15 protein-coding genes are annotated in these 22,386 nt (G+C 71.3%); 7 read left to right on the top strand and 8 right to left on the bottom strand.

The window, feature by feature from the left end:
• Positions 1-15: 15 nt before the first annotated feature.
• The 4 genes from HA039_RS31785 to HA039_RS31770 form a co-directional block, all read right to left on the bottom strand.
• Entirely contained in the window at positions 16-1,641 is a 1,626-nt protein-coding gene (locus tag HA039_RS31785; protein ID WP_243869879.1) for a M4 family metallopeptidase, read from the bottom strand.
• Positions 1,642-1,949: 308 nt separating this feature from the next.
• Positions 1,950-2,885 carry a hydroxymethylbilane synthase gene (hemC, locus tag HA039_RS31780; protein WP_167035229.1) on the bottom strand — a complete coding sequence of 312 codons (936 nt, stop codon included), beginning with the start codon at positions 2,883-2,885 and terminating at the stop codon, positions 1,950-1,952.
• A 109-nt stretch (positions 2,886-2,994) separates the two neighbouring features.
• Positions 2,995-3,966 (bottom strand): lysylphosphatidylglycerol synthase transmembrane domain-containing protein, encoded by a 972-nt coding sequence (locus HA039_RS31775; RefSeq protein ID WP_167035227.1) that lies wholly within the window; start codon positions 3,964-3,966, stop codon positions 2,995-2,997.
• Positions 3,967-4,135: 169 nt separating this feature from the next.
• Entirely contained in the window at positions 4,136-6,856 is a 2,721-nt protein-coding gene (locus HA039_RS31770) for a glycosyl hydrolase family 95 catalytic domain-containing protein (protein ID WP_208298746.1), read from the bottom strand.
• A gap of 417 nt (positions 6,857-7,273) precedes the next feature.
• Here HA039_RS31770 and HA039_RS31765 point away from each other — a divergent pair, with 417 nt between their 5' ends.
• The 3 genes from HA039_RS31765 to HA039_RS31755 all read left to right on the top strand — a co-directional run bounded on the left by HA039_RS31765 (position 7,274) and on the right by HA039_RS31755 (position 10,591).
• Entirely contained in the window at positions 7,274-8,419 is a 1,146-nt protein-coding gene (locus HA039_RS31765; RefSeq protein WP_167035225.1) for a glycoside hydrolase family 88/105 protein, read from the top strand.
• Positions 8,420-8,489: 70 nt separating this feature from the next.
• Positions 8,490-9,233: a tetratricopeptide repeat protein gene (locus HA039_RS31760; RefSeq protein ID WP_167035223.1), complete on the top strand. Its 744-nt coding sequence runs from the start codon at positions 8,490-8,492 to the stop codon at positions 9,231-9,233.
• A 113-nt stretch (positions 9,234-9,346) separates the two neighbouring features.
• A complete protein-coding gene (locus tag HA039_RS31755; protein ID WP_167035221.1) occupies positions 9,347-10,591 on the top strand; it encodes a threonine synthase in 1,245 nt (414 codons plus the stop codon).
• 42 nt (positions 10,592-10,633) lie between these two features.
• On the opposite strand, the gene HA039_RS31750 is transcribed toward HA039_RS31755, so the two are convergent.
• From HA039_RS31750 to HA039_RS31740, 3 genes are all read right to left on the bottom strand, one after another.
• Complete coding sequence (locus tag HA039_RS31750) at positions 10,634-11,578, bottom strand: D-2-hydroxyacid dehydrogenase family protein (RefSeq protein WP_167035219.1); 945 nt, start codon at positions 11,576-11,578, stop codon at positions 10,634-10,636.
• A 156-nt stretch (positions 11,579-11,734) separates the two neighbouring features.
• Positions 11,735-15,022, bottom strand: a complete 3,288-nt coding sequence (locus tag HA039_RS31745) for a S8 family peptidase (protein WP_167035217.1) — start codon at positions 15,020-15,022, stop codon at positions 11,735-11,737.
• 210 nt (positions 15,023-15,232) lie between these two features.
• Positions 15,233-16,165, bottom strand: a complete 933-nt coding sequence (locus HA039_RS31740) for a pyridoxamine 5'-phosphate oxidase family protein (RefSeq protein WP_167035214.1) — start codon at positions 16,163-16,165, stop codon at positions 15,233-15,235.
• Positions 16,166-16,293: 128 nt separating this feature from the next.
• On the opposite strand from HA039_RS31740, the gene HA039_RS31735 reads away from it, so the two are divergent.
• Positions 16,294-16,977, top strand: coding sequence for a CGNR zinc finger domain-containing protein (locus HA039_RS31735; RefSeq protein ID WP_167035212.1), 684 nt, complete (start codon positions 16,294-16,296; stop codon positions 16,975-16,977).
• Positions 16,978-17,034: 57 nt separating this feature from the next.
• Here the strand turns inward: HA039_RS31735 and HA039_RS31730 are convergent, their stop codons facing one another.
• Positions 17,035-18,129: a glutamate--cysteine ligase gene (locus HA039_RS31730; RefSeq protein ID WP_167035210.1), complete on the bottom strand. Its 1,095-nt coding sequence runs from the start codon at positions 18,127-18,129 to the stop codon at positions 17,035-17,037.
• 213 nt (positions 18,130-18,342) lie between these two features.
• On the opposite strand from HA039_RS31730, the gene pgm reads away from it, so the two are divergent.
• From pgm to HA039_RS31715, 3 genes are all read left to right on the top strand, one after another.
• The gene (gene pgm, locus HA039_RS31725; RefSeq protein WP_167035207.1) at positions 18,343-19,983 is read left to right on the top strand and encodes a phosphoglucomutase (alpha-D-glucose-1,6-bisphosphate-dependent); all 1,641 of its coding nucleotides are present in this window, start codon (positions 18,343-18,345) and stop codon (positions 19,981-19,983) included.
• Positions 19,984-20,325: 342 nt separating this feature from the next.
• Positions 20,326-22,047 (top strand): aa3-type cytochrome oxidase subunit I, encoded by a 1,722-nt coding sequence (gene ctaD, locus HA039_RS31720; protein WP_425086432.1) that lies wholly within the window; start codon positions 20,326-20,328, stop codon positions 22,045-22,047.
• Entirely contained in the window at positions 22,044-22,385 is a 342-nt protein-coding gene (locus tag HA039_RS31715; RefSeq protein ID WP_167035203.1) for a hypothetical protein, read from the top strand. The genes ctaD and HA039_RS31715 overlap by 4 nt, the downstream gene beginning before the upstream one ends.
• The last annotated feature ends 1 nt before the right edge of the window (position 22,386 follow it).

The raw sequence follows: 22,386 nt of genomic DNA, 5'->3' as shown, positions 1-22,386 counted from the left end.
GGGTGTGACGGGGAGTCAGGCGACGTTGACGGCGCTCCACGCGGCGCCGACGGCCTTGTACTCGGCGCTGGTGGTGCCGTACAGCGCGCCGGCCGCGCTCAGCGTCGCGGTGCGCGCCTTCGCGTAGTTGGTGCTCGACGTCATGTACGTGGTGAGCGCCTTGTACCAGATCTGGACGGCCTTGTCCCGGCCGATGCCGGTGACCGTCGATCCGTTGGACGTGGGGCTGTTGTAGCTCACGCCGTTGATCGTCTTCGCGCCGCTGCCCTCGGACAGCAGGTAGAAGAAGTGGTTGGCCGGGCCCGAGGAGTAGTGGACGTCGAGGTTCTTCAGCGTCGACGACCAGGCGTCCTTGGAGGCGCCGTCCTTGCTCGGCTTGTCCTGGTAGCGCAGCGGCGTGCCGTCGCCGTTGATGTTGATCTTCTCACCGATGAGGTAGTCGCCCGGGTCGGTGGAGGTGTTGGAGTAGAACTCGACGGCGGTGCCGAAGATGTCGGAGGTGGCCTCGTTGAGACCGCCGGACTCCGCCGAGTACGCCAGCTTCGCCGTGGCCGCGGTGAGGCCGTGGCTCATCTCGTGGGCGGCGACGTCGATCGACGTGAGCGCGTTCGCGTTGCCCGCGCCGTCGCCGTACGTCATGCAGAAGCAGCTGTCGTCCCAGAACGCGTTCACGTAGCTGTTGCCGTAGTGGGCGCGGGAGTAGGACGCGACACCGTTGTTCTTGATGCCGTTGCGGCCGAGGACGTTCTTGTAGAAGTCCCAGGTCTCGGCCGCGCCGTAGGCGATGTCCACGGCGGCGGTCTGGCGGCCGCCGCTCCAGACGTCGTCCGCGTCGGTGAAGAGCGTGCCGGTGCCGCTCGTCTTCTGGTTGAGGTCGTACGTCTTGTGGCCGCCGCGGGAACCGTCGGTGAGGTTGTACGTGCTGCCGCTCTTGGTGGTCGTCAGCGGGACGGTGCCGTTGTACTTGCCCGTGCCGGTGCCGGTCTCGATGGCCTCGTCGCGGAACAGTTCCTTGCCGGTGGCCGCGTCGGTGACGACGTGCAGTTCGCTCGGGGTGCCGTCGGGCTGGAAGCCCTTGACGACGGTCTCCCAGGCGAGCACGGGCGTGCCGTCGGCGGCCCAGACGACCTTGCGGGGCGCGGTGCCCGCGTCGGCCTTGGCGGTCTTCTCCGCCGACGCCGCCTTGAGCGCGGTCGACTTGGCGCCGGAGGCGGTGACCGCCGCGTCGGTGGTGGCCACGGCTATCTTCGCCGAGGTCGCCTTGGTGACGGTCTGCTTGCCGGCCGGGCTCTCGTGGACGACGAGGTCGCCGCCGAGCACGGGCAGACCCGCGAAGGTCCGCTCGTAACGGGTGTGGACGGTGCCGTCGGCGTCCTTGATGACGTCCTTGACGACCAGCTTCTCCTGCGCGCCGAGACCGAGGGTCTTGGCCTCGCTCGTCGTGTCCGCCTGGGCGGACTGGATGGCGGTCACCCGCTGTGCGGCGGTGAACGGTACGGCGACGGCTCCGCTGTCACGGGCGGCGTCGGGCTGGGCGACGGCCGGCCCGCTCTGGAAGGCCACGGCCACCATCGCGGCCGACGCGGCGAGCGCGGCGACGCGGACGGCGTTCTTGCGGGAGGTGGAAGCTACGAGTCTCACTCAGTCTCCAAGAGTGTCGGGCGCGCCGGTCGGCGGCCCTTGTGGGGGTGCGGCGGCCTGGGGGTCGGCCGCCGCCTTCCTGGCGATGGAGCTACACGTGTGCTGTGCCACGTGGACCCACCGCACGGTCTACGCGCGGTGAGCCGTCCAGAGAGTGACATCGAAGAGGCTCGTTCGGACAGATCTGAAACGAGGATTTGACCTTGTGTTGTCAGTTACATGCCACATACAGAGATCAATCGGGCGTCCTGACAAGCGAATTGGGCGGCTCCCCGGAGTGGGGAACCGCCCGTCGGGCCCTGCGGAGGTCAGTGCGCGATGCTGTCGATCAGCTCGCGCGCGCCCTGCCGGAGGAGTGCTACCGCCACGGATGTGCCGAGAGTCGCCGGATCCAACCGGCCTGCCCACTCGTGGGCGTTGAGGACGGTTTTGCCGTCGGGGGTGAACACCCGGGCCCGCAGCGAGAGTTCGCCGCCGCGCTCGGCCCGCGCGTACCCGGCGATCGGGCTGTTGCAGTGTCCCTGGAGGACGTGGAGGAACATCCGTTCGGCGGTGGCCTCCCGGTACGTGTCGGGGTCGCCGAGGTCACTGACCGTGTCGATGAGCTCCGTGTCGCCCTCGCGGCACTGGAGGGCGAGGATGCCCGCGCCGATCGGGGGACACATCGTGTCGGGCGACAGGATCTCGGAGATGACGTCCTCACGGCCGATGCGCCCGAGCCCCGCGGCGGCGAGGAGCAGCGCGTCGGCCTCGCCCGCGGCGAGCTTCTCCAGCCGGCGGTTGGCGTTGCCGCGGAACGGGACGCACTCCAGGTCCGGGTGGGACGCGGCGAGTTGGGCGATCCGGCGGACCGAGGACGTACCGATCCTGGTGCCGGCGGGCAGCTCGTCGAGCGTGAGGCCGCCGGGGTGGACGAGCGCGTCGCGGATGTCGTCCCGGCGGAGGAAGGCGGCGAAGACGGTGCCGGCGGGCAGCGGCCGGTCGGCGGGTACGTCCTTCACACAGTGCACGGCCAGGTCGGCCTCCCCGTCGAGCAGGGCCGCGTCGACCTCCTTGGTGAACGCCCCCTTGCCCTCGACCTGGGACAGATCGCCCATCCACTTGTCGCCGGTGGTCTTGACCGGGACGACCTCGGTGGCGATGCCGGGGTGCAGCAGCCCCAGTTCGGCACGGACTCGTTCCACCTGGGCGAGGGCCATGGGCGAGTCGCGGGAGACGATGCGGATCAGCGTGGGAGCGGACATGGGGACCACGATAGGCCGTCGCCGGGGCGCTTCGTGGCCGGACTCCCGTACCCACGGCCCCGACCGTCCAAACCGCCGGGCCGGACTCCCCTCCTTCGGACGGCTTCCTTCAGACGACCCTCCTGCGGACCAGGTGGCCGAGGACCAGCGCGCCGGGGACCAGCGGGAGCCAGACCGTGATGATGCGGAAGCCGAGCACCGCCGAGGTGGCGACGGCCACCGACGCGCCCGCCGTCACCAGGGCCACGACCAGGGCGGCGTCCACCGAACCGATGCCGCCCGGGGTCGGTACGGCGGCCGCCGCCACGCTCGCCGCGAGGTAGGCGACGGCGACGTGGACCGCCGGTACGGGCACGTCGAGCGCCAGCGCCACCGCGACCAGCCCGGCCGCCTGGAGGGCGGGGAAGGCCAGCGAACCGCCCCACAGGGCCAGCGCGCGGGCCGGCCGGGTGTGCAGGCTGCGCGCCTCGGTCAGCGCGACGCGCAGGAAGTCGCGGACGAGGCGGCGCAGGGGGCGCACCGCGAACAGGACGAGGACGGCGGCGGCCACCGCCCCGGCCGCCGCCGTGGCGAGCGGCAGCACGGCCCCGTCCGGGACGAGGCCGTCCAGGCGCAGCGCCCGGGGAAACGCGGCCAGCAGGACGAGGAGGAGGACCACGCGCCCGACGGACTCGGCCAGCAGGTAGAGCGCGAGCGAGGCCGAGGAACGGGACAGCGGGAGGCCGCAGCGGCGCAGGAAGCGCAGATTGACCGCGCCCGCGCCGAGCCCGGCGGGCAGCAGGTGGTTGGCGGCTCCGGCGGCGAACTGCGTGGCCAGGAGCCGTCCGGCGGGCAGTCTCTCCAGGACCGTCCCCTGCCGGGTGAAGGACACCGCCACCCACCCGAGCCCGGTCGCCGTCACGGCGGCGAGCAGCCAGAAGCGGTCGGCCGTGAGCAGTTCCCGGCCGCCGGAGACGATGAGCGACCGGTGCAGGACGACCCAGACGCCGACCGCCACGAGCGGCAGGACCATGAGGATCCGGCGCACCGGGAGGCGCCGGAGGAGGCCGCCCGGGGGGACGGACGGGTGAAGTAGGGCCATCGGCTCGGTCGTCCCTGGTCGTCCGTGGTGCGCGGGCACCTGCCGGGAAGTGCTCTCGCGGTGAGCGTCCCAGGCGGGCGCGACGTCCCGGCGTCCTGCGGGGGTCCGTTGGACGACGGACAGGCGCTGTCCCGGTGAGGGGACAGCGCCTGCGCGGGATCACACGGTGTTACGGAGTGATCCGTAGCGCGTCGATCATGCCCACCGCGGTGCTCCTGTTGATGACCTTGAACGTGTGCGTGCCCGACGAGAGTCCGGACTTCTGCCAGACCACCTGTTGCACCTGCCGCGCTCCCGACGCGTTCAGATTCACCGTGGCCTGGAGGACGTTGTCCAGGTACACGTCCACCGTCCCCATGTCCCCGTTGCGTTCGGACAGGTACTGGATGCCGGTCCCGGTGAAGGTGTACTGCGCGACCGCGCCCACCGTGTTGCTGTGGTGGGTGTCGTCGTTGTAGTCGCCGTATCCCCGGGGGCTCGTCAGGTGCCAGTTGCTGTCGTAGGTCAGCGCGGTGTTGTTGACCATGGGGTTGGCCGTGCCGGAGATGCCCAGGGTGGAGGCGGTCCCGCTCAGTGCCTTGGAGCCCTGGTTGGCCGTGCCGGTGAGCCGCGTGGTGGTGTAGTTGGACAGCGGCTTGGCGGTGCGCTCGACGACGTAGACCGTGTTGGCCGCCGTGGAGAACGTGATCTCGGCGCTCGCGCCGCTGGCGACGATCGCGTTGTCGGAGACCCGGCGGACCCTGATCTGCTGGGTGCCCCAGGGGTTCACGACGCGGGCGCTGTTGCCGAACTGGCTCTTGACGCCGACGTACTTGACCTCGCCGGCCTCACGCTCCGAGCTGACGGTGAAGCCGCCCTTGGCCTGGAGGCTGAACTTGCCGACGAACGTCGAGTCCGTGGGGACGGCGGGGAAGACCCGGATCTTGTCGTTGTACGACTGGAGCAGCGACTCGTTCATCGCGGTCAGGTGCACCCCGAGGTACTCGAAGACGCCGTTGGTGTTGGTCGTCATGCCGTTCGGGTAGTTCTGGTACTGCCGCAGCATGGTCTTCATGCCCTGGTAGGTCTGGTCCCCCAGGCCCAGCCGGGCCGCCTGCACGGCGTCGGGTGCCCAGACGTTCCCGTACGGGAAGGGCCGCGCGTTGAAGGTGTTGATCGCCTTCTGCTGGTCCGGGTAGCCGATGCCCGTGAGGTCGTACGGCCAGATGATCTCGGACGCGACGTTCTCGTTGTTGCGGGTCTGCGCGATCGGCGGGGTGTGCGGCAGGTAGGTGTTGGCGTCCGCCGGGTACGGGATGAGGTTGTCGAGGATCGACTGCCACTGCGGGCGCAGGCTCGCGTCCAGTCCCAGCTGCGTCCCCGCCTGGATGGCGAGCGGGAAGAGCATGCGGACGGCGGTGAGGTCGGTGATGGCGTTGGGCACGTTCCAGTACGTCTCGTGCGAGTTGGACGTCGCGACGTAGTACTGGCCGGTGCTCGCGTTGCGGGACAGCTTCGCCTGGTAGAACTTGACGACCTCGCGCATGAACGGATACGCGGTGTTCCGCAGGTAGTTGGCGTCGTTCGTGTACTTGTACTGGAGGAACATGTTGTACGCGGCCTCGGCGCCGGTCGACCAGATGTTCTTCGTGTAGTCGCTGTTGACCGTGCCGCGCGCGTTGCCGTCCCAGCCCATGGTCTCCGGGACCCAGATGCCGTCCACGCCGTATCTGGTCTGGGTCGCCGACTTCAGCGCGTTGAAGTTGTCGCTGTACAACCGGTTGAACCCGTTGAGCAGATCACTGTGGTTGGACGCCAGGAACGAGTTGTAGACGTCGCGTTGGTTCCAGTACCAGTACGCGTTGCTCCACTTCGTCGCGTCCCCGGTGGCCCGGAAGACGCCGTTGATGAAGTGGAAGGGCTTGGTGCCGTACCCGCCCGCCGCGATCATGTACGTGCTCAGGTAGTAGATGTTCTCCATGTAGTCCGCGTCCTTGGACCCGTTGGAGTACTGGACGAACGACTTCTGCCAGAACGAGTGCCACCAGTTGCGGTAGTTGTTGTACGTGGTGGTGTATCCCGTGCTCTTGACCGCGTTCAGCGCGTTCTTCGCCTGCGCGACGGAGTTGTGCGACGGCGCGTTGAGCCGGCTGCTGGCGGTGAACCAGATGGTGTAGCTGGACGACGGCGTGATCGTGAGCCGTACCTTGCGGCCGTCCACGACCTGCGCGGTGTACGGCGCCCCCTCGACGGTGGCCGCCAGGGTGTAGCCGAAGTTCTGCGGGTCGGCCTGGCCCCGGCTGAGCCCGGCGCCGGTGGAGTCCGCGTAGGTCGACACCGTCTTCCAGGTGTCGAGGTTGGGCACGTCCCCGCTGTTGCCGAGCTGGGAGACGTCCCAGAGGCTGAGGTCGAGCGAGATGCTGGACACGCCGCCCCGGGTGTCGTCCACGTGGACGCCCATGACCTCGGAGTTCGGCGAACCCATCACCGTGACGGTGCGGTTGTTGTCGTACTTGGTGGTGAGCGTCCCGTCGTACAGCGAAAGGCGCTGCTGGTACGTGGAGTAGCCCGAGTCCATCGCGGGGGTGGTCCGCAGGTTGAGCAGCCCGGCGCCGAACGCGGTCTGCTGCGAGGTGTCGACCCCGGAGACCTGCATGGTGAGGCCGTTCTCCTGCCAGGCCATGGCGCCGGTCCTGCCGTTGCCGACGGTCAGGCCTTGCACGGGGCTGGTGTTGGGGCGGTTGTAGACGATGTCGTGCTTGGAGAGATAGCTCGCGTAGTCCACGTCGAGGGCGCCGGTGCCGGAGTTGAACGCGGCATCGGTGGTCGACGCGGAGGCCGGCGCACCGGCGAGACCGCCGAACAGGCAGGCGAGGGCAAGGAGGAAGACGGGTAGTCGGGTGGCTCTCATGGTGTGTCACTCCCACGGACGGCGAGGGGGCGGTGCGGGGAAAGGTGCTTCGACGGCAGGCGGTTGGCGGCAGGCGGAGGCGTAACCGGGCGGGGATGGGCGAGTTGCATGAAGCAGCGGCGTGACATGCTCGCAACACGCAGTGAACATCGGAGGTTTCCGGCCGTCAAGCCGTCGCGCACAAGTATTTCCGGCCCTCTCCCCCAGGCTGGACTTCCATTGATCGGACCTCCGTAGGGGACTCCCTTGCCGATACCGCCCACCCGGGCGCGCCAGCCGTTCACCTACATGAACAGACGATCCGGACGCGGGCCGGGCTCGGATCGCGTCCGATCGGTAGAAGTTCCGTACCCACCATGGACACTTCAGGGGTCGCACCCGAAGATAGGGACCCCCACATACCGAGGAGTCGTTCACATGGACAGACGACACCTGCTCGCCGGCGGCGCCGCGCTCGCGGCCTCCGCGACCGTGCTGCCCGCGCGGGCCGCGTCGGCGGCCCCCACGCCCGCCGCCCCCTCCCCCCAACTGCCGTCCCGGGCGGCGATCGTCGGCGTACTGCGCCGGGTCGCCGACCAGTGGATCGGCACGCACGGCAACTCAGGCGACAACGGCTGGGCCAACGCCACCTTCTTCAGCGGTCTCCTCGCGGTGTACCGGCTGACCGGCGAGGCCGCCTACCTCACCTACGCGCGGCGTTGGGCGGAGAAGCACGCGTACGGCCTCAACGGCGGGGTCAACACCCGCCACGCCGACAACCACAACGCGGGACAGGCCTACCTCGACCTGTACGAGATCGAGCCCTCGGCGCAGAAACTCACGGCCATCGAGGCGTCCCTGCGCCGCATGGTGTACACGGACCAGCCCGCCAAGAACGACGACTGGTGGTGGGACGACGCCCTGCACATGGCGATGCCGCCCTTCGCCCGCCTCGGCAGGCTCCGCGGCGACACGCAGTACTGGGAGAAGCTCTACAGCCTGTACCAGCACACCAAGCGGGTCCGGGGAGGCCCGGGGCTGTACGACGCGGCCACCGGCCTCTGGTACCGCGACGACCGGTTCCTGCCGGGCGGCATCGTGTCGCCGGGCGGCCGGCCGGTGGTGTGGTCGCGCGGCAACGGCTGGGTGGCCGGCGGCCACGTCAAGACGCTCAAGGCCCTGCCGGCCTCCGAGCGCCACGTCGCCGAATACCGGTCCACGCTCGCGCAGTTGGTCACCGCCGTGGCCAAGGTGCAGCGGACGGACGGCTTCTGGAACGTCAACCTCGCCGACCCCGCGCACCTGCCGGGACCCGAGACCAGCGGCACGTCCTTCTTCGTGTACGGCACCGCGTACGCCGTCGCCACCGGGCTGGTCGCGCGCGCGACCTATCTGCCGGTCGCCGCGCGCGCCTGGAACGGGCTGGTCGCCACCGCCGTGCACCCCGACGGTTTCCTCGGCTACGTGCAGAAGGTCGGCGACCGGCCGGAGTCCAGCCAGCCGGTGACCTACGGAAGCACCGCCGACTTCGGGGTGGGCGCGTTCCTGCTCGCCGGGTCGGAGCTGGCGGCGCTCGCCACCTGACGGGCGGGGCGTCGCCGGGCGGTCGCGCGGGCCTCTGCCGTACCCGCGCGACCGCAGTAGCGTGGTGGGCATGAGCGTTCACGGCATGAGCTTTCACGAGCAGGCGCGCGACGCGTTCCGCCGGGGTGACACCGCCGTCGTGGAGCGGCTGAGCCGGCACGAACTGGACCGGGCGCGCGAGGCGGGCGACGCCGCGGGCCAGGTGGACGCGCTCTGCATGCTGGCCCGCGTCCAGGTGCGCGGCGGCGACCTCGCCGAGGCCGGGCGGTGGGCCGCGCAGGCCCGCGAGGTGGCCGACGGCAGCGGCGACAAGCGGCTCGGATCGGGTCCGGCCCACATCCTCGCCGGAGTGGCCACCATGTCCGGCGAGCTCGAAACGGCCCGGGTCCTGATCGGGGAGAGCGTCACGCTCCACCAGGAGCTGGGCGACGCCCGCATGGTCGCCGTCGAGCACCACAACCTCGGCTACGTCGAGCTGCGCCTGGGCCGGCCGGACCGGGCCAGGGAGCTGTTCGCCGAGGTGCGCGCCCGGGCGCTGGCGGAGGACTGGTCCGACATGCTGCCGTACGTGACGGCCGACGCCGCCGTGATCGCCGACGCGGACGGGGACCACGCCCGGTCGGCCCGGCTGCTGGGCGCGGCGGCGGGCGCGTACCGGGCGGCCGGGCAGATCCCCGACCCGGACGACGCCGTCGAGCAGGACGCCCTGCGGGAGCGGCTGATCGGCGCGCTCGGGGCGGACGTGTTCGACGTGGAGTACACGGCCGGCGCGGCCCAGGACGCCCGCCGGGCGCTGGCGCTGCTCGCCGTGTGAGGGGGCGGCCCGCGTGGCACGGGCCGGGCCTTGACGGGAACGATCATCGTGCGTTCTCCTCGGGAAGAGGCCGGACCGCGCACGTTCCGGACACCCGTTGTGGAAGGAACGACATGCCGGCAGCGTTCTTCTCGGCCCTGGACCACCTGGAATGCTCCCGGACCGGAGAGGTGAGCGACCCCGACGTGGTCCAGGGGACCTCGGCGGTGGGCGCGCCGCTCCTGGCCCGCTACGACCTGGAGCGGGTACGGGCCACCGTCACCCGCGAGGAGATCGCGGGCCGCGCGCCGGACCTCTGGCGCTACCACGAGCTGCTGCCCGTCCGCGACGCGCGCCACGTGGTGTCCCTCGGCGAGGGCATGACGCCGATGCTCGACCTGCCGCGCTACGGCGCGAGCGTGGGGGTGCCGGGGCTGCGGATGAAGGACGAGGGGCTCATCCCGACCGGCAGCTTCAAGGCGCGCGGCGCGGCCGTCGGGGTGTCCCGGGCGGCCGAGCTGGGCGTCACCGGGATCGCGATGCCGACCAACGGGAACGCCGGGGCCGCGTGGTCCGTGTACGCCGCCCGCGCCGGGATGCGCAGCCTGATCGCGATGCCGGTCGACGCCCCGGAGATCACCCGTACCGAATGTGTGGTGTCGGGCGCGGAGCTGTACCTCGTGGACGGGCTGATCGGGGACGCGGGCAAGCTGGTGGCCGCGGCGGTCGCCGAGCGCGAGGGCTACCAGGAGGTGTCCACGCTCAAGGAGCCGTACCGCCTGGAGGGCAAGAAGACCATGGGGTACGAGATCGCCGAGCAGCTGGGCTGGCGGGCGCCGGACGTGATCCTGTACCCGACGGGCGGCGGGGTCGGGATCATCGGCATCCACAAGGCGCTGCTGGAGATGCGGGAGCTGGGCTGGCTGACCGGGGACCTGCCGCGGCTGGTCGCGGTGCAGGCGACGGGCTGCGCGCCGATCGTGGACGCGTTCGAGCGCGGTGACCGCGAGAGTGTGGCCGCCGTGGACGCCCGTACCGTCGCCTTCGGGATCACCGTGCCGAAGGCGCTGGGCGACTTCCTGGTCCTGGACGCCGTACGGGAGACGGAGGGCACCGCGATCGCGGTGAGCGACGAGGAGCTGTTGGCCGCGCAGGCGGCGGTGGCCCGCGCGGAGGGGGCGTTCATCTGCCCCGAGGGGGCCGCCTGCTTCGCGGCGGTGGAGCGGTTGCGTGCCTCCGGGTGGCTGCGCGGCGACGAGAACGTGGTGGTGCTGAACACGGGCAGCGGGCTCAAGTACCCGGAGACCGTGCCGGTGGACGTGCCGACGCTGCCGGTGCACGGCCGGATCCCGGCGCGGCGGGGGGACGCCACCGCGTGACGGCGGTCGTGTGACGGCGTGTCCGGGTGCGTCAGGGGTGCGTCAGGGCGTGAGCGTACGGACGGGCGCGCCGGCGCGGTGGGCGGCGATGGCCTCCACCGCGCCTCCGTAGAAGACGCGGTACGTCTCCTCGGTGACGTACCCGAGGTGCGGGGTCAGCACCGTGCGGGGCGCGGTACGGAGCGGGTCGTCGGCCGGCAGGGGCTCCACGTCGTAGACGTCGAGGCCGGCCCCGGCGATCCGGCCCTCGCGCAGGGCGTCGACGAGGGCGTCCGTGTCGACGAGCGGGCCGCGTGAGGTGTTGACCAGGTAGGCGCCGGGCTTCATGAGGGCCAGCTCGGGGCGGCCGACGAGGCCGGTGCTGCGGGCGCTGAGCTTGTAGTGCAGGGTCACCACGTCGGCCGTCGCGAAGAGGGTCTCCTTGTCGACCGGTTCGGCGCCGTGCGCGCGGGCGTGCGCGGGGTCGAGGTGGGTGCTCCAGGCGATGACGCGCATGCCGAAGGCGTTGCCGACGGCGGCGACGCGTGCGCCGAGCCGTCCCAGGCCGACGATGCCGAGGGTACGTCCGTGCAGGTCGCCGCCGAGCGTGTGCTGCCACTCCCCCCGGCGCATCCCGGCGGACTCCTCGGGGATGTGCCGCATCAGGGAGAGGATGAGGCCCCAGGTCAGCTCGGGGGTGGCGTACGGCTTGCTCTCCGTGCCGCTGACCGTGACGCCGTGGCGGTGCGCGGCCGCGACGTCGATGGCGGCGTTGGCCGCGCCGGTGGTGACGAGCAGCTCCAGGTCGGGCAGGCGCGCGAAGCGCTCCTCCGTGAACGGGGTGCGTTCGCGCATCGCGACGACGACGTCGTGGCCGCGCAGGGTGTCGACGAGTGTGTCGGTGTCGGCGAGGTGGTCGTGCAGGAAGGTGACCTCGGCGTCGAGGCTCCCCCAGTCACCGAAGCGGTGAGCGGCCCTCTGGTAGTCGTCCAACACGGCGACGCGCACGGTCGTTCCTCCCTGCCCGGCTGTTGATGGCCGAAGCCTACGCGGGCCGCTTCCGCCGGGCGCGGAGGGGGAGATCCGGACACGGAACCGCGCCCGGGGAGTGGTGCCGGTCCCCGGGCGCGGCGGGCGCGTGGAAGAAACGGGTCTTCCCGCGGACTACTTGAGCAAGTAGGCCTTGACGACGGTCACGTCGTACGTGAAGCCCTTGGTGTCGGTGAGCTTCGCCTTGAAGGAGACCGAGGTGGCCTTCTTCGGGTGGCTCAGCGTCAGGCTCTTCTTCCCGTCCTTGGCGGTGGTGACGGGGGCCTTGGCCCACTTGGTGCCGCCGTCGTACGAGACCTGCACGGCGAGGGACTTGAAGCCCTTGCCGGCCGCCGGGCCGTCGATCGCCAGCGGGACGGTGAGCTTCTTGCCGGCGGCCGCGGTGCTGGCCAGGTCGAGCTTCGGGAGGAAGCGGACGGTGGACAGCGGGAGGGTGGCGCCCGTGGCCGGCGGCCGCTTCGAGGTGAACGACCAGGAGGCGACGAGGCGGGTGGTGACGCCCGCGAGCGTGGTGGAGCGGGACGCGTCGGTGCTGACGACGTAACGCGCGGACGTGGCGGGCAGGTTGCCGACCTCCTGGCAGAGGTCCTCGCGGTTGTCGAGGAGCTTCTTGCCGTCGGCGGTGATCACCGTGCGCTGCTTGGTGACCGGGGAGCTGCCGAAGTGCCCGGCGCCGTCGGAGAAGAGGTCGACGCAGACGAGCATGTCGTTGTCCAGCCGCTCGCCGCTGTACGGGCCCACCCGCGGGCTGAAGACGCCCACGTTGTAGGTCTTCGTGTACGTCTTCTTCGCCTGGTACGTCCGCGCGCCGTCGGAGCCGAGGTACACCCCGTACTCGTCCTCGGCCTGCTGCTGGCCCACGCTGAAGTTCCACGTGAAGCCCTTGGGGACCGTGATGTACGTCTTCGCCGTGCCGGGCAGGGCGAAGAGCTGGCTCCCGACTCCTATACCGTCCCCGCTCGTCGCGTTCCAGGAGGAGCTGACGAAGCCGGTGCGCTTCTTGGCCGGGGCTCCGATCTTGATGTTCACCAGGGCGAGTTCACCGGCCGTGGCCTTGTGGGTGAACCCGGTGAAGAGGGAACCCGGCCGGGCGTAGAGCAGGTGGTAGGTCGTGCTGCCCTGCTGCCAGAAGGCGCCCAACTGCGCGCTGAACTGCTTGGCGGGCAGCGCCGTGCCGATCTGGGCCGTGGAGACACCCTTGAAGCTGTCGAGGAACCAGGCGGCACCGACCCGGTTGCCCGTGTCCAGCAGGTAGTTCGTGTAGGCGGTGAGCTCTTTCGCCTTGCCCGGCGGCGTGATGCTCACGGGCTTGGCCTTGCGGGCGTCGAAGGTGAGGGTGGCGTTCTTGGTGACGTCGTACTTCGGCTGGACGAGCAGGGCGAGGTCCGCCGTCCCGTCGGCCTTCGGGCTGATCAGCGGCACGTCCAGGAGGTAGGTGCCCTTGGGGAGCCTGACCTTCAGGGTGCCGTCGCCGTCCTCGTCGAACGGGGACTCCCAGACGTCGTTCTGGTGCCCGATGATGTCCGCCCCGCCCTGCGCGGGCTTGCCCTTGGCGCCGATGAACTTGAGCGTGAGGTCGTACGACTCCGCCTCACGGATGACGCCGAAGGACGTACGGACGCGCTGTCCGCCCTCCGTGGCCGTGGCGCGGACGGCGCCGGAGTAGGCCCCGTCCGGGCCCGCGACGCGGGTGTCGGAGGTGAGGACGGCGTGCGCGGTGCCGCCCGCGGGCACGGTCAGCCGGTCGGTGTCCAGGGCGAAGACGCCGGCCGGGGCCGCCTTGCCGTCGGGACCCGTGGCTTCCGTGGCGAGGTCGAGGGTGACCGGGACGGCGCCGTTGTTGCGGTAGGTGACCGTCCGGGACGCGGGGCTGTCGTCGGTGTGCGGCCACTGCTGCACACCGAAGCTCACGGAGGTCTCGTCGCTCACGACGGACTGCGTGACGGCCCTGGCGAGGTCCACCCGGCCGGTGCCCTGCTGGTAGGCGGAGAGGCCGGTACCGGGCGCGGCGGAGGCGGTGAGCGCCTGCTTGATCCGGGCGCCGGTCCAGTCCGGGTGCTCCTGGGACAGGATCGCGGCGGCTCCCGCCACGTGCGGCGTCGCCATGGACGTACCGGACAGGGTGACGTATCCGTCGGCCGCCGGGTCGCCGATCTGGCCCTGGGCGGCCTTGGCGGCCACGATGTCCACGCCGGGCGCGGTGAGGTCGGGCTTGAGCGTCCCGTCGGCCGCGGGTCCGACACTGGAGAACGGGGCGAGCTTGTCGGCCCGGTCGACGGCGCCGACGGTGAGGGCCGCCGGGGCGCTGCCCGGGGTGCCGACGGTGCGCGCGCCGGGTCCTTCGTTGCCCGCCGCGACGACGAAGAGGATGCCCTTGTCGGCGGAGAGCTTGTCGACGGCCGCTTCGAGCGGGTCGACCTCCGGCGCGTCGAAGTCGCCGAGGCTGAGGTTGGCCACCTTCGCGCCCTGGTCGGCGGCCCACTGCATGCCGGCGATGATCCCGGACTCGTCCCCCCATCCGTCGTCGTCCAGGACCTTGCCGTCGAGTATCTTCGCGCCGGGCGCGACGCCCTTGTACTTGCCGGCGGACTTGGCGCCGGAGCCCGCGGCGATGGACGCGACGTGCGTGCCGTGGCCGACGTGGTCGACGGTGTTGCCCGCCCCGGAGAAGTCCTTCTGCGCGATCTCGACACCCTTGAGGTCGGGGTGTGTCTCGTCGACGCCGGTGTCCAGGACGGCGATCTTCACGCCCTTGCCGTCGTACCCGGCCTGCCAGGCGGTCGGCGCGCCGATCTGCGCGACGCTCCGGTCCAGGCTCGCCCGGCGCTTGCCGTCGAGCCAGACGCGCCCGATGCCCGTCCCGGCGACTCGTGACGAACTCCCCTGCGCGCCGGGCGCGGTGAGGGCCTGCCAGACCTCGGAGGAGGCCTCCTTCGGCGTGGTGACCGCTTCCGCGGAGAGCGCCGGCAGGCTGCGGCGCACCGACACGTCGGCGGCCGCGAAGGCGGACTTCGCCCGCGCCTTCTGCTGCGTGTACGACACGATGAGCGGCAGCGTCGTCCGGTGCGCGTCGTCGTAGCCGCCCGCGATCAGTCCGGTGATGTCGAAGAGGCGGCGGTCGAGCTTCCCCTGGGACACCAGTTTCGCGGCGTCGGCGGGCAGGACGTACGTCCTGCCGTCGATGCGGCGTACCGCCATGGCGATGTGGTCGCGGCCTTCGGCGGGCCGTACCCGGCTGACCCGGCCCTTCGCGTCCGCGTAGACGCGGTCGCCGGTGATCAGGGTGACGACGGAGGATGTGCCGGAGGTCCGTGGGGCCTCCCCCGCGGAGGTCCCCGTGGCGTTCGGCGCGGCCGCGGTCAGGCCTGTGGTGAGGCCCGCGGTGAGCAGTGCGGCGACCATGGCCGCGCCGGCTCTCGTTCTCCTGCTTCTGAGCAAGTTTTCCCCAAGGCTGAAGTGATTGAGGACCTCAACTGGCGTCATTTGAGCTTTAGTTGAGGTATATACGATCAGTTTCGACCGCGTGTGAACAGAAGAGGTGAATTCCTACCGCCGGGTTCCCGTGAAGTCGATATCGGCCAGCACGCGTCCGAGAATCGCCGGGCCGTGCGCTCAGGCCGAATGCTGGTCGGGGGTGTCGGTGAGGGGTGGGTTGCGGGGGTACGGGGCGGGCGGGCCCGCGACGACCGGGATCGTGGTGGTGACCACGCGGTGCGGGGTGAAGCGGACGCGGCGGCCCGTGCCGCCGTCGTCGCCGGGGACGCCGGGAGCGGTCCAGTCGACAGCCGCCGTGCCGGACAGGTGGAGGGTGGTGCCGGTGGCGAAGTCCAGGAAGAGCAGGGCTGCTGTGTTGTCGGCGGCCAGGTTGCCCAGGCTGTTGAACATGTTGTTGCCCGGATAGTCCGGCCACCACAGGCCCTCGGCGTCGGCCCGTACGAAGCCGGGGGCGCCGCCCCGGTGGGAGGCGTCGGCGCCCCGGGTCGGGTGGGTGGTGCCCAGGAAGAAGGTGTCGGCCGCCCGGATCAGGCGCAGGTGGCCCGCGTCGAGCGTGTCGCCCCACCGCGCCTCGGACGGGGCGCCCGCGCGCGCCGGGGAGCGGCGCAGGTGCCGCCGCTGGATGTACTGGGGGCAGTTCCCGTACGCCTGGTCGACCGCCACCGTGAATCCGGACGCGCCGACCTCGGCGAGGGCCCCGTTGATCCGCAGCCTGCGGCGGGTGGCGAGGTCGACGGCGGTCATGCCGACCTGCTGCCCCGCGGCCAGGCCGGCCAGCGGGTCCCCGGGGGCGGGCAGGGCGCGTACGTCCAGGGACCGGCCGTGGGCGGCGAGGAAGCCGGGGGCGCCGGGCAGGGGTGAGGTCCAGAGCAGGCCGTCGCGGTCGCGGGCGGTGAGGACGGCCAGGTCGCGGTCGCGGAGGAACAGGGCCGCACCCCCGTCGAGCTCGGGCGGGGCCAGCATGCCGGCCAGCCGGGCTGCCGGTCCGGCGACCCCGGCGCGCCGCTGCACCGCCAGCTCACCCTCGTGGAATCCGGTCGGAACACCCATGACCCGCTCCCCTAATGCTTGACGATGCTCTTTGCCATTAGATGTGGGGCAAGGAAACCACGTCTGCCCCGACACGTCAAATGGCTGGGCCGATCGACAGCCATTAGGGGTCCGGTTACGCTGGTCCCATGGACAGCAGCACGCCTCCACCGGCCGCCGCCCCGCCGGGCGCCCGCCCCGCCCCGCCCCCGCCGCTCCTCGGCGAACCCCTCCCCGTCGAGCTGATGAACACCGTCTGGGCGGACCGGGAGGGTGAGTACGACGCGCTGCTGGACGCGGGCGACCTGGCGCGGTGGCTGCGCTCCGTGGACGCGCGCTTCTCCCCGCCGCTGGATCTGGGCGGCCCGGAGGCCGAGGCGTCCGTACCGGCTCCGGACCGGCCGTCCGTGGAGCGGTTCCGGGAGCTGCGCGACGCGCTGCGGCGGCTGGCCGCCGTGGCGACGCGGGACACCCGTCCCACCGCCGCCTCCCCGGTCCCCGACCTGGCCGCGGCCGTCGGCGCCGTGAACCGCGCCTGCGCGTACGCGCCCACCTGGTCGCGGCTCGCCTGGAACGAGGACGAGCCGCCGGCACGTGCCGACGGCTCGTCGTACGGCCCGGAGGCCCGGGCCCTGTCGCGGATCGCGGAGGAGACCGTGCAGCTGTTCACCGGGCCGGACGCGGCCGGGCTGCGCGCCTGCCACGCCCCCGGCTGTGTGCGGTACTTCGTCCGGGCCCACCCGCGCCGGGAGTGGTGCTCGGCGGGCTGCGGCAACCGCGCCCGCGTCGCACGCCACTACCGGCGCCACCACCCGGGCGGGGCCGACGCCTGATCCGGCGCGCGGCCCCGGGGGTGTGCGGCACCGGTCAGGCGACCGGTGCGCGATCCGTCAGACCGGGCCCGCCGACGTACGGCGGGCGCACTCCGCGACCATCTCCCGCAGGCTCCCGGTCTTCTCGAACAGCTCCCGCTGCACGCGCGCGCCGTTGCCGGTCTTGAGCAGGTGCGCCACGGCGTCCTGGGCGGGGATCAGGTCCCCGCTGTCGTCCAGCGCCTCCCGGACGTGGGCGAGCAGCGCCCCCACGACGGAGTCCGCGCGGTCCGGCTTCATCGTCACCGGGTTGATCAGCTCGTCGTCGAGCCCGGACCGGCCGGCCCGCCACGCCGCCAGCCGGAGCAGGCCGACCCCGGGGTCGGCCACCGGCCTCCCCGCGCGCCAGTCCCGGGCCGCCGTCTCCACCAACGCCCTGACCAGCGTGGCCACCAGCACCGTCGTGGAGGCGTCCAGGCAGACGTCCGCCACCCGGATCTCCACGGTCGGCCAGGCAGCCGAGAGCCGGGCGTCGAAGTAGATCATCCCGGTGTCGCGCAGGGCGCCCGTGCCGACCATGGCGTCGACCTGCGCGTGGTAGCGCGCGGCGGAACCGAACACCTCCACGGGCCCCGCGGAGGGCCACCGGCCCCACACCCGGCTGCGGTAACTGCTGTAGCTGGTGTCGTTGCTCTGCCAGAACGGGGAGTTCGTGCTCATCGCGAGCAGGACCGACAGCCACGGCCGGATCCGGTCGAGCACCGCGACGCCCTCCTCGTCGGACTCCACCGACACGTGGACGTGGCAGCCGCAGGTGATCTGCTCCTGCGCGGTCAGCCCGAACTGCTCCTTGAGCCAGTCGAACCGCTCGCCCGGGTTGATGGACGGCCCGATCGGCAGCGGGGAAGTGGCCAGCGCGGCCACCGCGGCGCCGGCGTTGGCCGCGTGATCGGCCGCCTCGGCCCGCCACCGTATGATCTCCCGCGCCAGTTCGCGCATGTCCGTCTGCGGATGCGTGGCGAACTCCAGCTGCGAGCCGTGCAGTTCGCTCTCGAACACATCCGCGTCGCCGCCCTGGGAAGCGAAGGCCAGAACCGCCGCGGACAGCGCCCGGGGCTCTCCGGTCTCCGCGTCGACCAGAAGCAGTTCTTCCTCCACACCGACACTGCGCACAACGACCGCCTTCCTTGGATACGGCACGTTCGCGCCGAGGTGCTGAGCGTGTGCCCCGGTTCCGCGTCACCGAACGTGGCGGAGGCGGAGAAGGAGAGCCGTACCCGCGCCGGGATCGTGCGCCACCCGGCGGGTCACCCGTCGTTATCCACGGTAACCCGGGATGATGAACTGATCGCCTGATCGCAGGGACCGATATGGAGGAGTGGTCACATGCCGCACGAACGAGCGGGACAGCCGGCGCGGCCGGAGGACCTCACCGATGTCGCCCGCCTGGTGACCGCGTACTACGCCCTCCGTCCCGACCTCGACGAGCCGGGTCAGCGCGTGGCGTTCGGCACCTCGGGGCACCGCGGGTCGTCGCTCGACACCGCGTTCAACGAGGACCACATCGCCGCGACCAGCCAGGCGATCTGCGAGTACCGCGCCGGCCAGGGCACCGACGGGCCCCTCTTCCTCGGCATCGACACCCACGCGCTCTCCGAGCCGGCCCGGGTGACCGCCGTCGAGGTCTTCGCCGCCAACGGTGTGACCCTGCTCCTCGACACCGCCGACGGCTACACGCCCACCCCCGCGGTGTCGCACGCGATCGTCACGTACAACCGGGGCCGTACCGCACAGCTCGCCGACGGTGTCGTGGTCACCCCGTCGCACAACCCGCCCCGGGACGGCGGGTTCAAGTACAACCCGCCCAGCGGCGGCCCTGCGGGCTCCGACGCGACCGGCTGGATCCAGGACCGGGCCAACGCGATCATCGCGGCCGGGATGAAGGACGTCCAGCGCCTGCCGTACACCCGCGCCCTCGCGGCGGACACCACCGGCCGGTACGACTTCCTCGGCGCCTACGTGGCCGACCTGCCCGCCGTCCTGGACCTGGACGCGGTCCGCGCGGCGGGGGTACGGATCGGCGCCGACCCGCTCGGCGGGGCGTCGGTCGGCTACTGGGGCCGGATCGCCGAACAGCACCGGATCGACCTGACCGTGATCAATCCGCTGGCCGACCCCACCTGGCGGTTCATGACGCTGGACTGGGACGGCAAGATCCGGATGGACTGCTCGTCGCCGTACGCGATGGCCTCGCTCATCGAGGGACGCGACCGGTTCGCGATCACCACCGGCAACGACGCCGACGCCGACCGACACGGCATCGTGACCCCGGACGCCGGGCTGATGAACCCCAACCACTACCTGGCCGCCGCCATCGGCTACCTCTACGGCCACCGCGAGCAGTGGCCGGCCGGCGCGGGCATCGGCAAGACCCTGGTGTCCTCCGGGATGATCGACCGGGTCGCCGCCGACCTCGGCCGCCCGCTGGTGGAAGTCCCCGTCGGGTTCAAGTGGTTCGTGGACGGGCTGTCCGACGGGTCGATCGGCTTCGGCGGCGAGGAGTCGGCGGGCGCCTCGTTCCTGCGGCGCGACGGCGGCGTGTGGACCACCGACAAGGACGGCATCATCCTCGCGCTGCTCGCCTCCGAGATCCTCGCGGTCACCGGGAAGACCCCCTCCGAGCACTACGGCGCGCTGACGGCCCGCTTCGGCGAGCCCGCCTACGCACGCATCGACGCCGCCGCCACCCGCGAGGAGAAGGCGATCCTGGGGCGGCTCTCGCCCGACCAGGTCACGGCCGACACCCTCGCGGGCGAGCCCGTCACCGCGGTGCTCACCGAGGCGCCCGGCAACGGCGCGTCCATCGGCGGCATCAAGGTCACCACGGAGAGCGCGTGGTTCGCCGCGCGCCCCTCGGGCACGGAGGACGTCTACAAGATCTACGCGGAGTCCTTCCAGGGCCCCGACCACCTCGCGCGGGTGCAGGAGGAGGCGAAGGCCGTCGTCGCGGCGGCCCTCGCGGGCTGAGCCGCCCGATCCCACCCGACCATCTCACCCGACCCCGCCGGGCCGCGCCGACCAGGGCGCGGCCCGGCGCTGTGCGTCGTGGGCCCGCGGCGCGCGTCGCGGACCCGCGCGGTCCGTCGTGGACCGCTCCCGTCCCTCTCCCGGGTGAAAGTTCTCCCCGGCCCGGGCCGGCCGGCCACGCGGCAACTCGGCGCCCCCGCAAGGCGCGCGGGACAAAAGGGCGGGCCATTCGCGACGCGCCGGGAATGAGGGGGTGTCACCCGCCCGGTGAATCCGCCGCCATGCTGCTTGCCGAGTCCACCCGCGACCGTCGAGCCGGAGGAGAGCGTCGCAGTGACGACGATGGGCACCGAAGGGTCGGCCGAGGCCGACGAGAGCTACCAGAACGAAATGCCGGTCGTGCGCAAGCGGCCCGGCGCTGTCATCGTGGGCTGGCTCACCACCACCGACCATAAGACGATCGGTTCGTTGTATCTGATTACTTCGTTCGCGTTTTTCATCGTCGGCGGGGTGATGGCGCTCTTCATGCGCGCCGAACTGGCCCGCCCCGGCATCCAGATCATGTCGCACGAACAGTTCAACCAGGCGTTCACGATGCACGGCACCGTGATGCTGTTGATGTTCGCGACCCCCCTGTTCGCCGGATTCACCAACTGGATCATGCCGCTCCAGATCGGCGCGCCCGACGTGGCGTTCCCCCGGCTCAACGGATTCGCCTACTGGCTGTACCTGTTCGGTTCGCTCATCGTCGTCAGCGGGTTCCTGACGCCCAACGGCGCCGCCGACTTCGGCTGGTTCGCCTACTCCCCGCTGACCGACATCGTGCGCTCGCCGGGCATCGGCGGAGACCTGTGGATCATGGGCCTGGCCTTCTCCGGCTTCGGCACGATCCTCGGCTCGGTCAACTTCATCACCACGATCATCTGCATGCGCGCGCCCGGCATGACGATGTTCCGCATGCCGATCTTCACCTGGAACGTGCTGCTCACGGCCCTGCTCGTGCTGTTCGCCTTCCCCGTCCTGGCCGCGGCGCTGCTCGCCCTGGAGGCGGACCGCAAGTTCGGCGCGCACGTCTTCGACCCGGCCAACGGGGGCGCGCTGCTGTGGCAGCACCTGTTCTGGTTCTTCGGGCATCCCGAGGTGTACATCATCGCGCTGCCGTTCTTCGGGATCGTGACCGAGATCCTGCCCGTCTTCAGCCGCAAGCCGGTCTTCGGCTACATCGGCCTGGTCGCGGCGACGATCTCCATCGCAGGTCTGTCGGTCACGGTGTGGGCGCACCACATGTTCGTCACCGGCGGGGTGCTGCTGCCGTTCTTCTCGTTCATGACCTTCCTGATCGCCGTGCCGACCGGGGTGAAGTTCTTCAACTGGATCGGCACGATCTGGAAGGGTTCGCTGTCGCTGGAGACACCGATGCTCTGGTCGATCGGATTCCTCGTCACCTTCCTCTTCGGCGGCCTGACCGGGATCATCCTGGCCTCGCCACCGCTCGACTTCCACGTCTCCGACTCGTACTTCGTGGTCGCGCACTTCCATTACGTGGTGTTCGGCACCGTGGTGTTCGCGATGTTCGCCGGATTCCACTTCTGGTGGCCGAAGTTCACCGGGAAGATGCTGGACGAGCGGCTCGGCAAGATGACCTTCTGGACGCTGTTCTGCGGTTTCCACGGCACGTTCCTGGTGCAGCACTGGCTGGGCGCGGAGGGAATGCCGCGCCGGTACGCGGACTATCTCGCCGCCGACGGTTTCACCGCGCTCAACATGGTTTCCTCGATCAGCGCGTTTGTCCTCGGCCTGTCGATGCTGCCGTTCTTCTACAACGTCTGGAAAACCACGAAGTACGGCAGGAAGGTCGAGGAGGACGACCCCTGGGGCTACGGCCGCTCCCTGGAGTGGGCGACCTCCTGCCCGCCGCCCCGGCACAACTTCCTCACGCTGCCGCGGATCCGCTCCGAGTCCCCCGCCTTCGACCTCCACCATCCGGCGATCCGGGCCCTGGAGGACGAGGTCAACCGGCCCGCCGACTCCACGACCGTGGCGCCCGGGGACAAGCAGCGGTGAGGCCCGAGGAGGACAGCGTCCGGGGGCTGGTGCAGCTGGAGGGCTACCTCTTGTGGAGCGCGGAGATCGAGGAGATCCACCGGCAGGCGGCCCTGTTCACCGCGCGGCTGCCCTGGCTGACCACGGCACAGCGCGAGGACGTGGAGCGCGTGTACACCGCCGACCGGATCGAGGTGTCCCGGGCGGTGCTCGTACGGATCACGGAGCGCGCCCACGAGCTGCGCGGCGAGTACACGGAGCGGTACGAACGGCTCAGGGCCCGCTGTGTGGCCGCCGCGCTGGTGGCCGCCGGCGCGGCGACGGGCACCTGCGCGGCGTTCACCCTGCTGGTGCGCTGAC

Source organism: Streptomyces liangshanensis (genome assembly GCF_011694815.1).
Classification (GTDB): Bacteria; Actinomycetota; Actinomycetes; order Streptomycetales; family Streptomycetaceae; genus Streptomyces; species Streptomyces liangshanensis.
The sequence above is the reverse complement of the archived record's forward strand: the minus strand, read 5'-3'. Positions and strand labels throughout refer to the sequence as shown.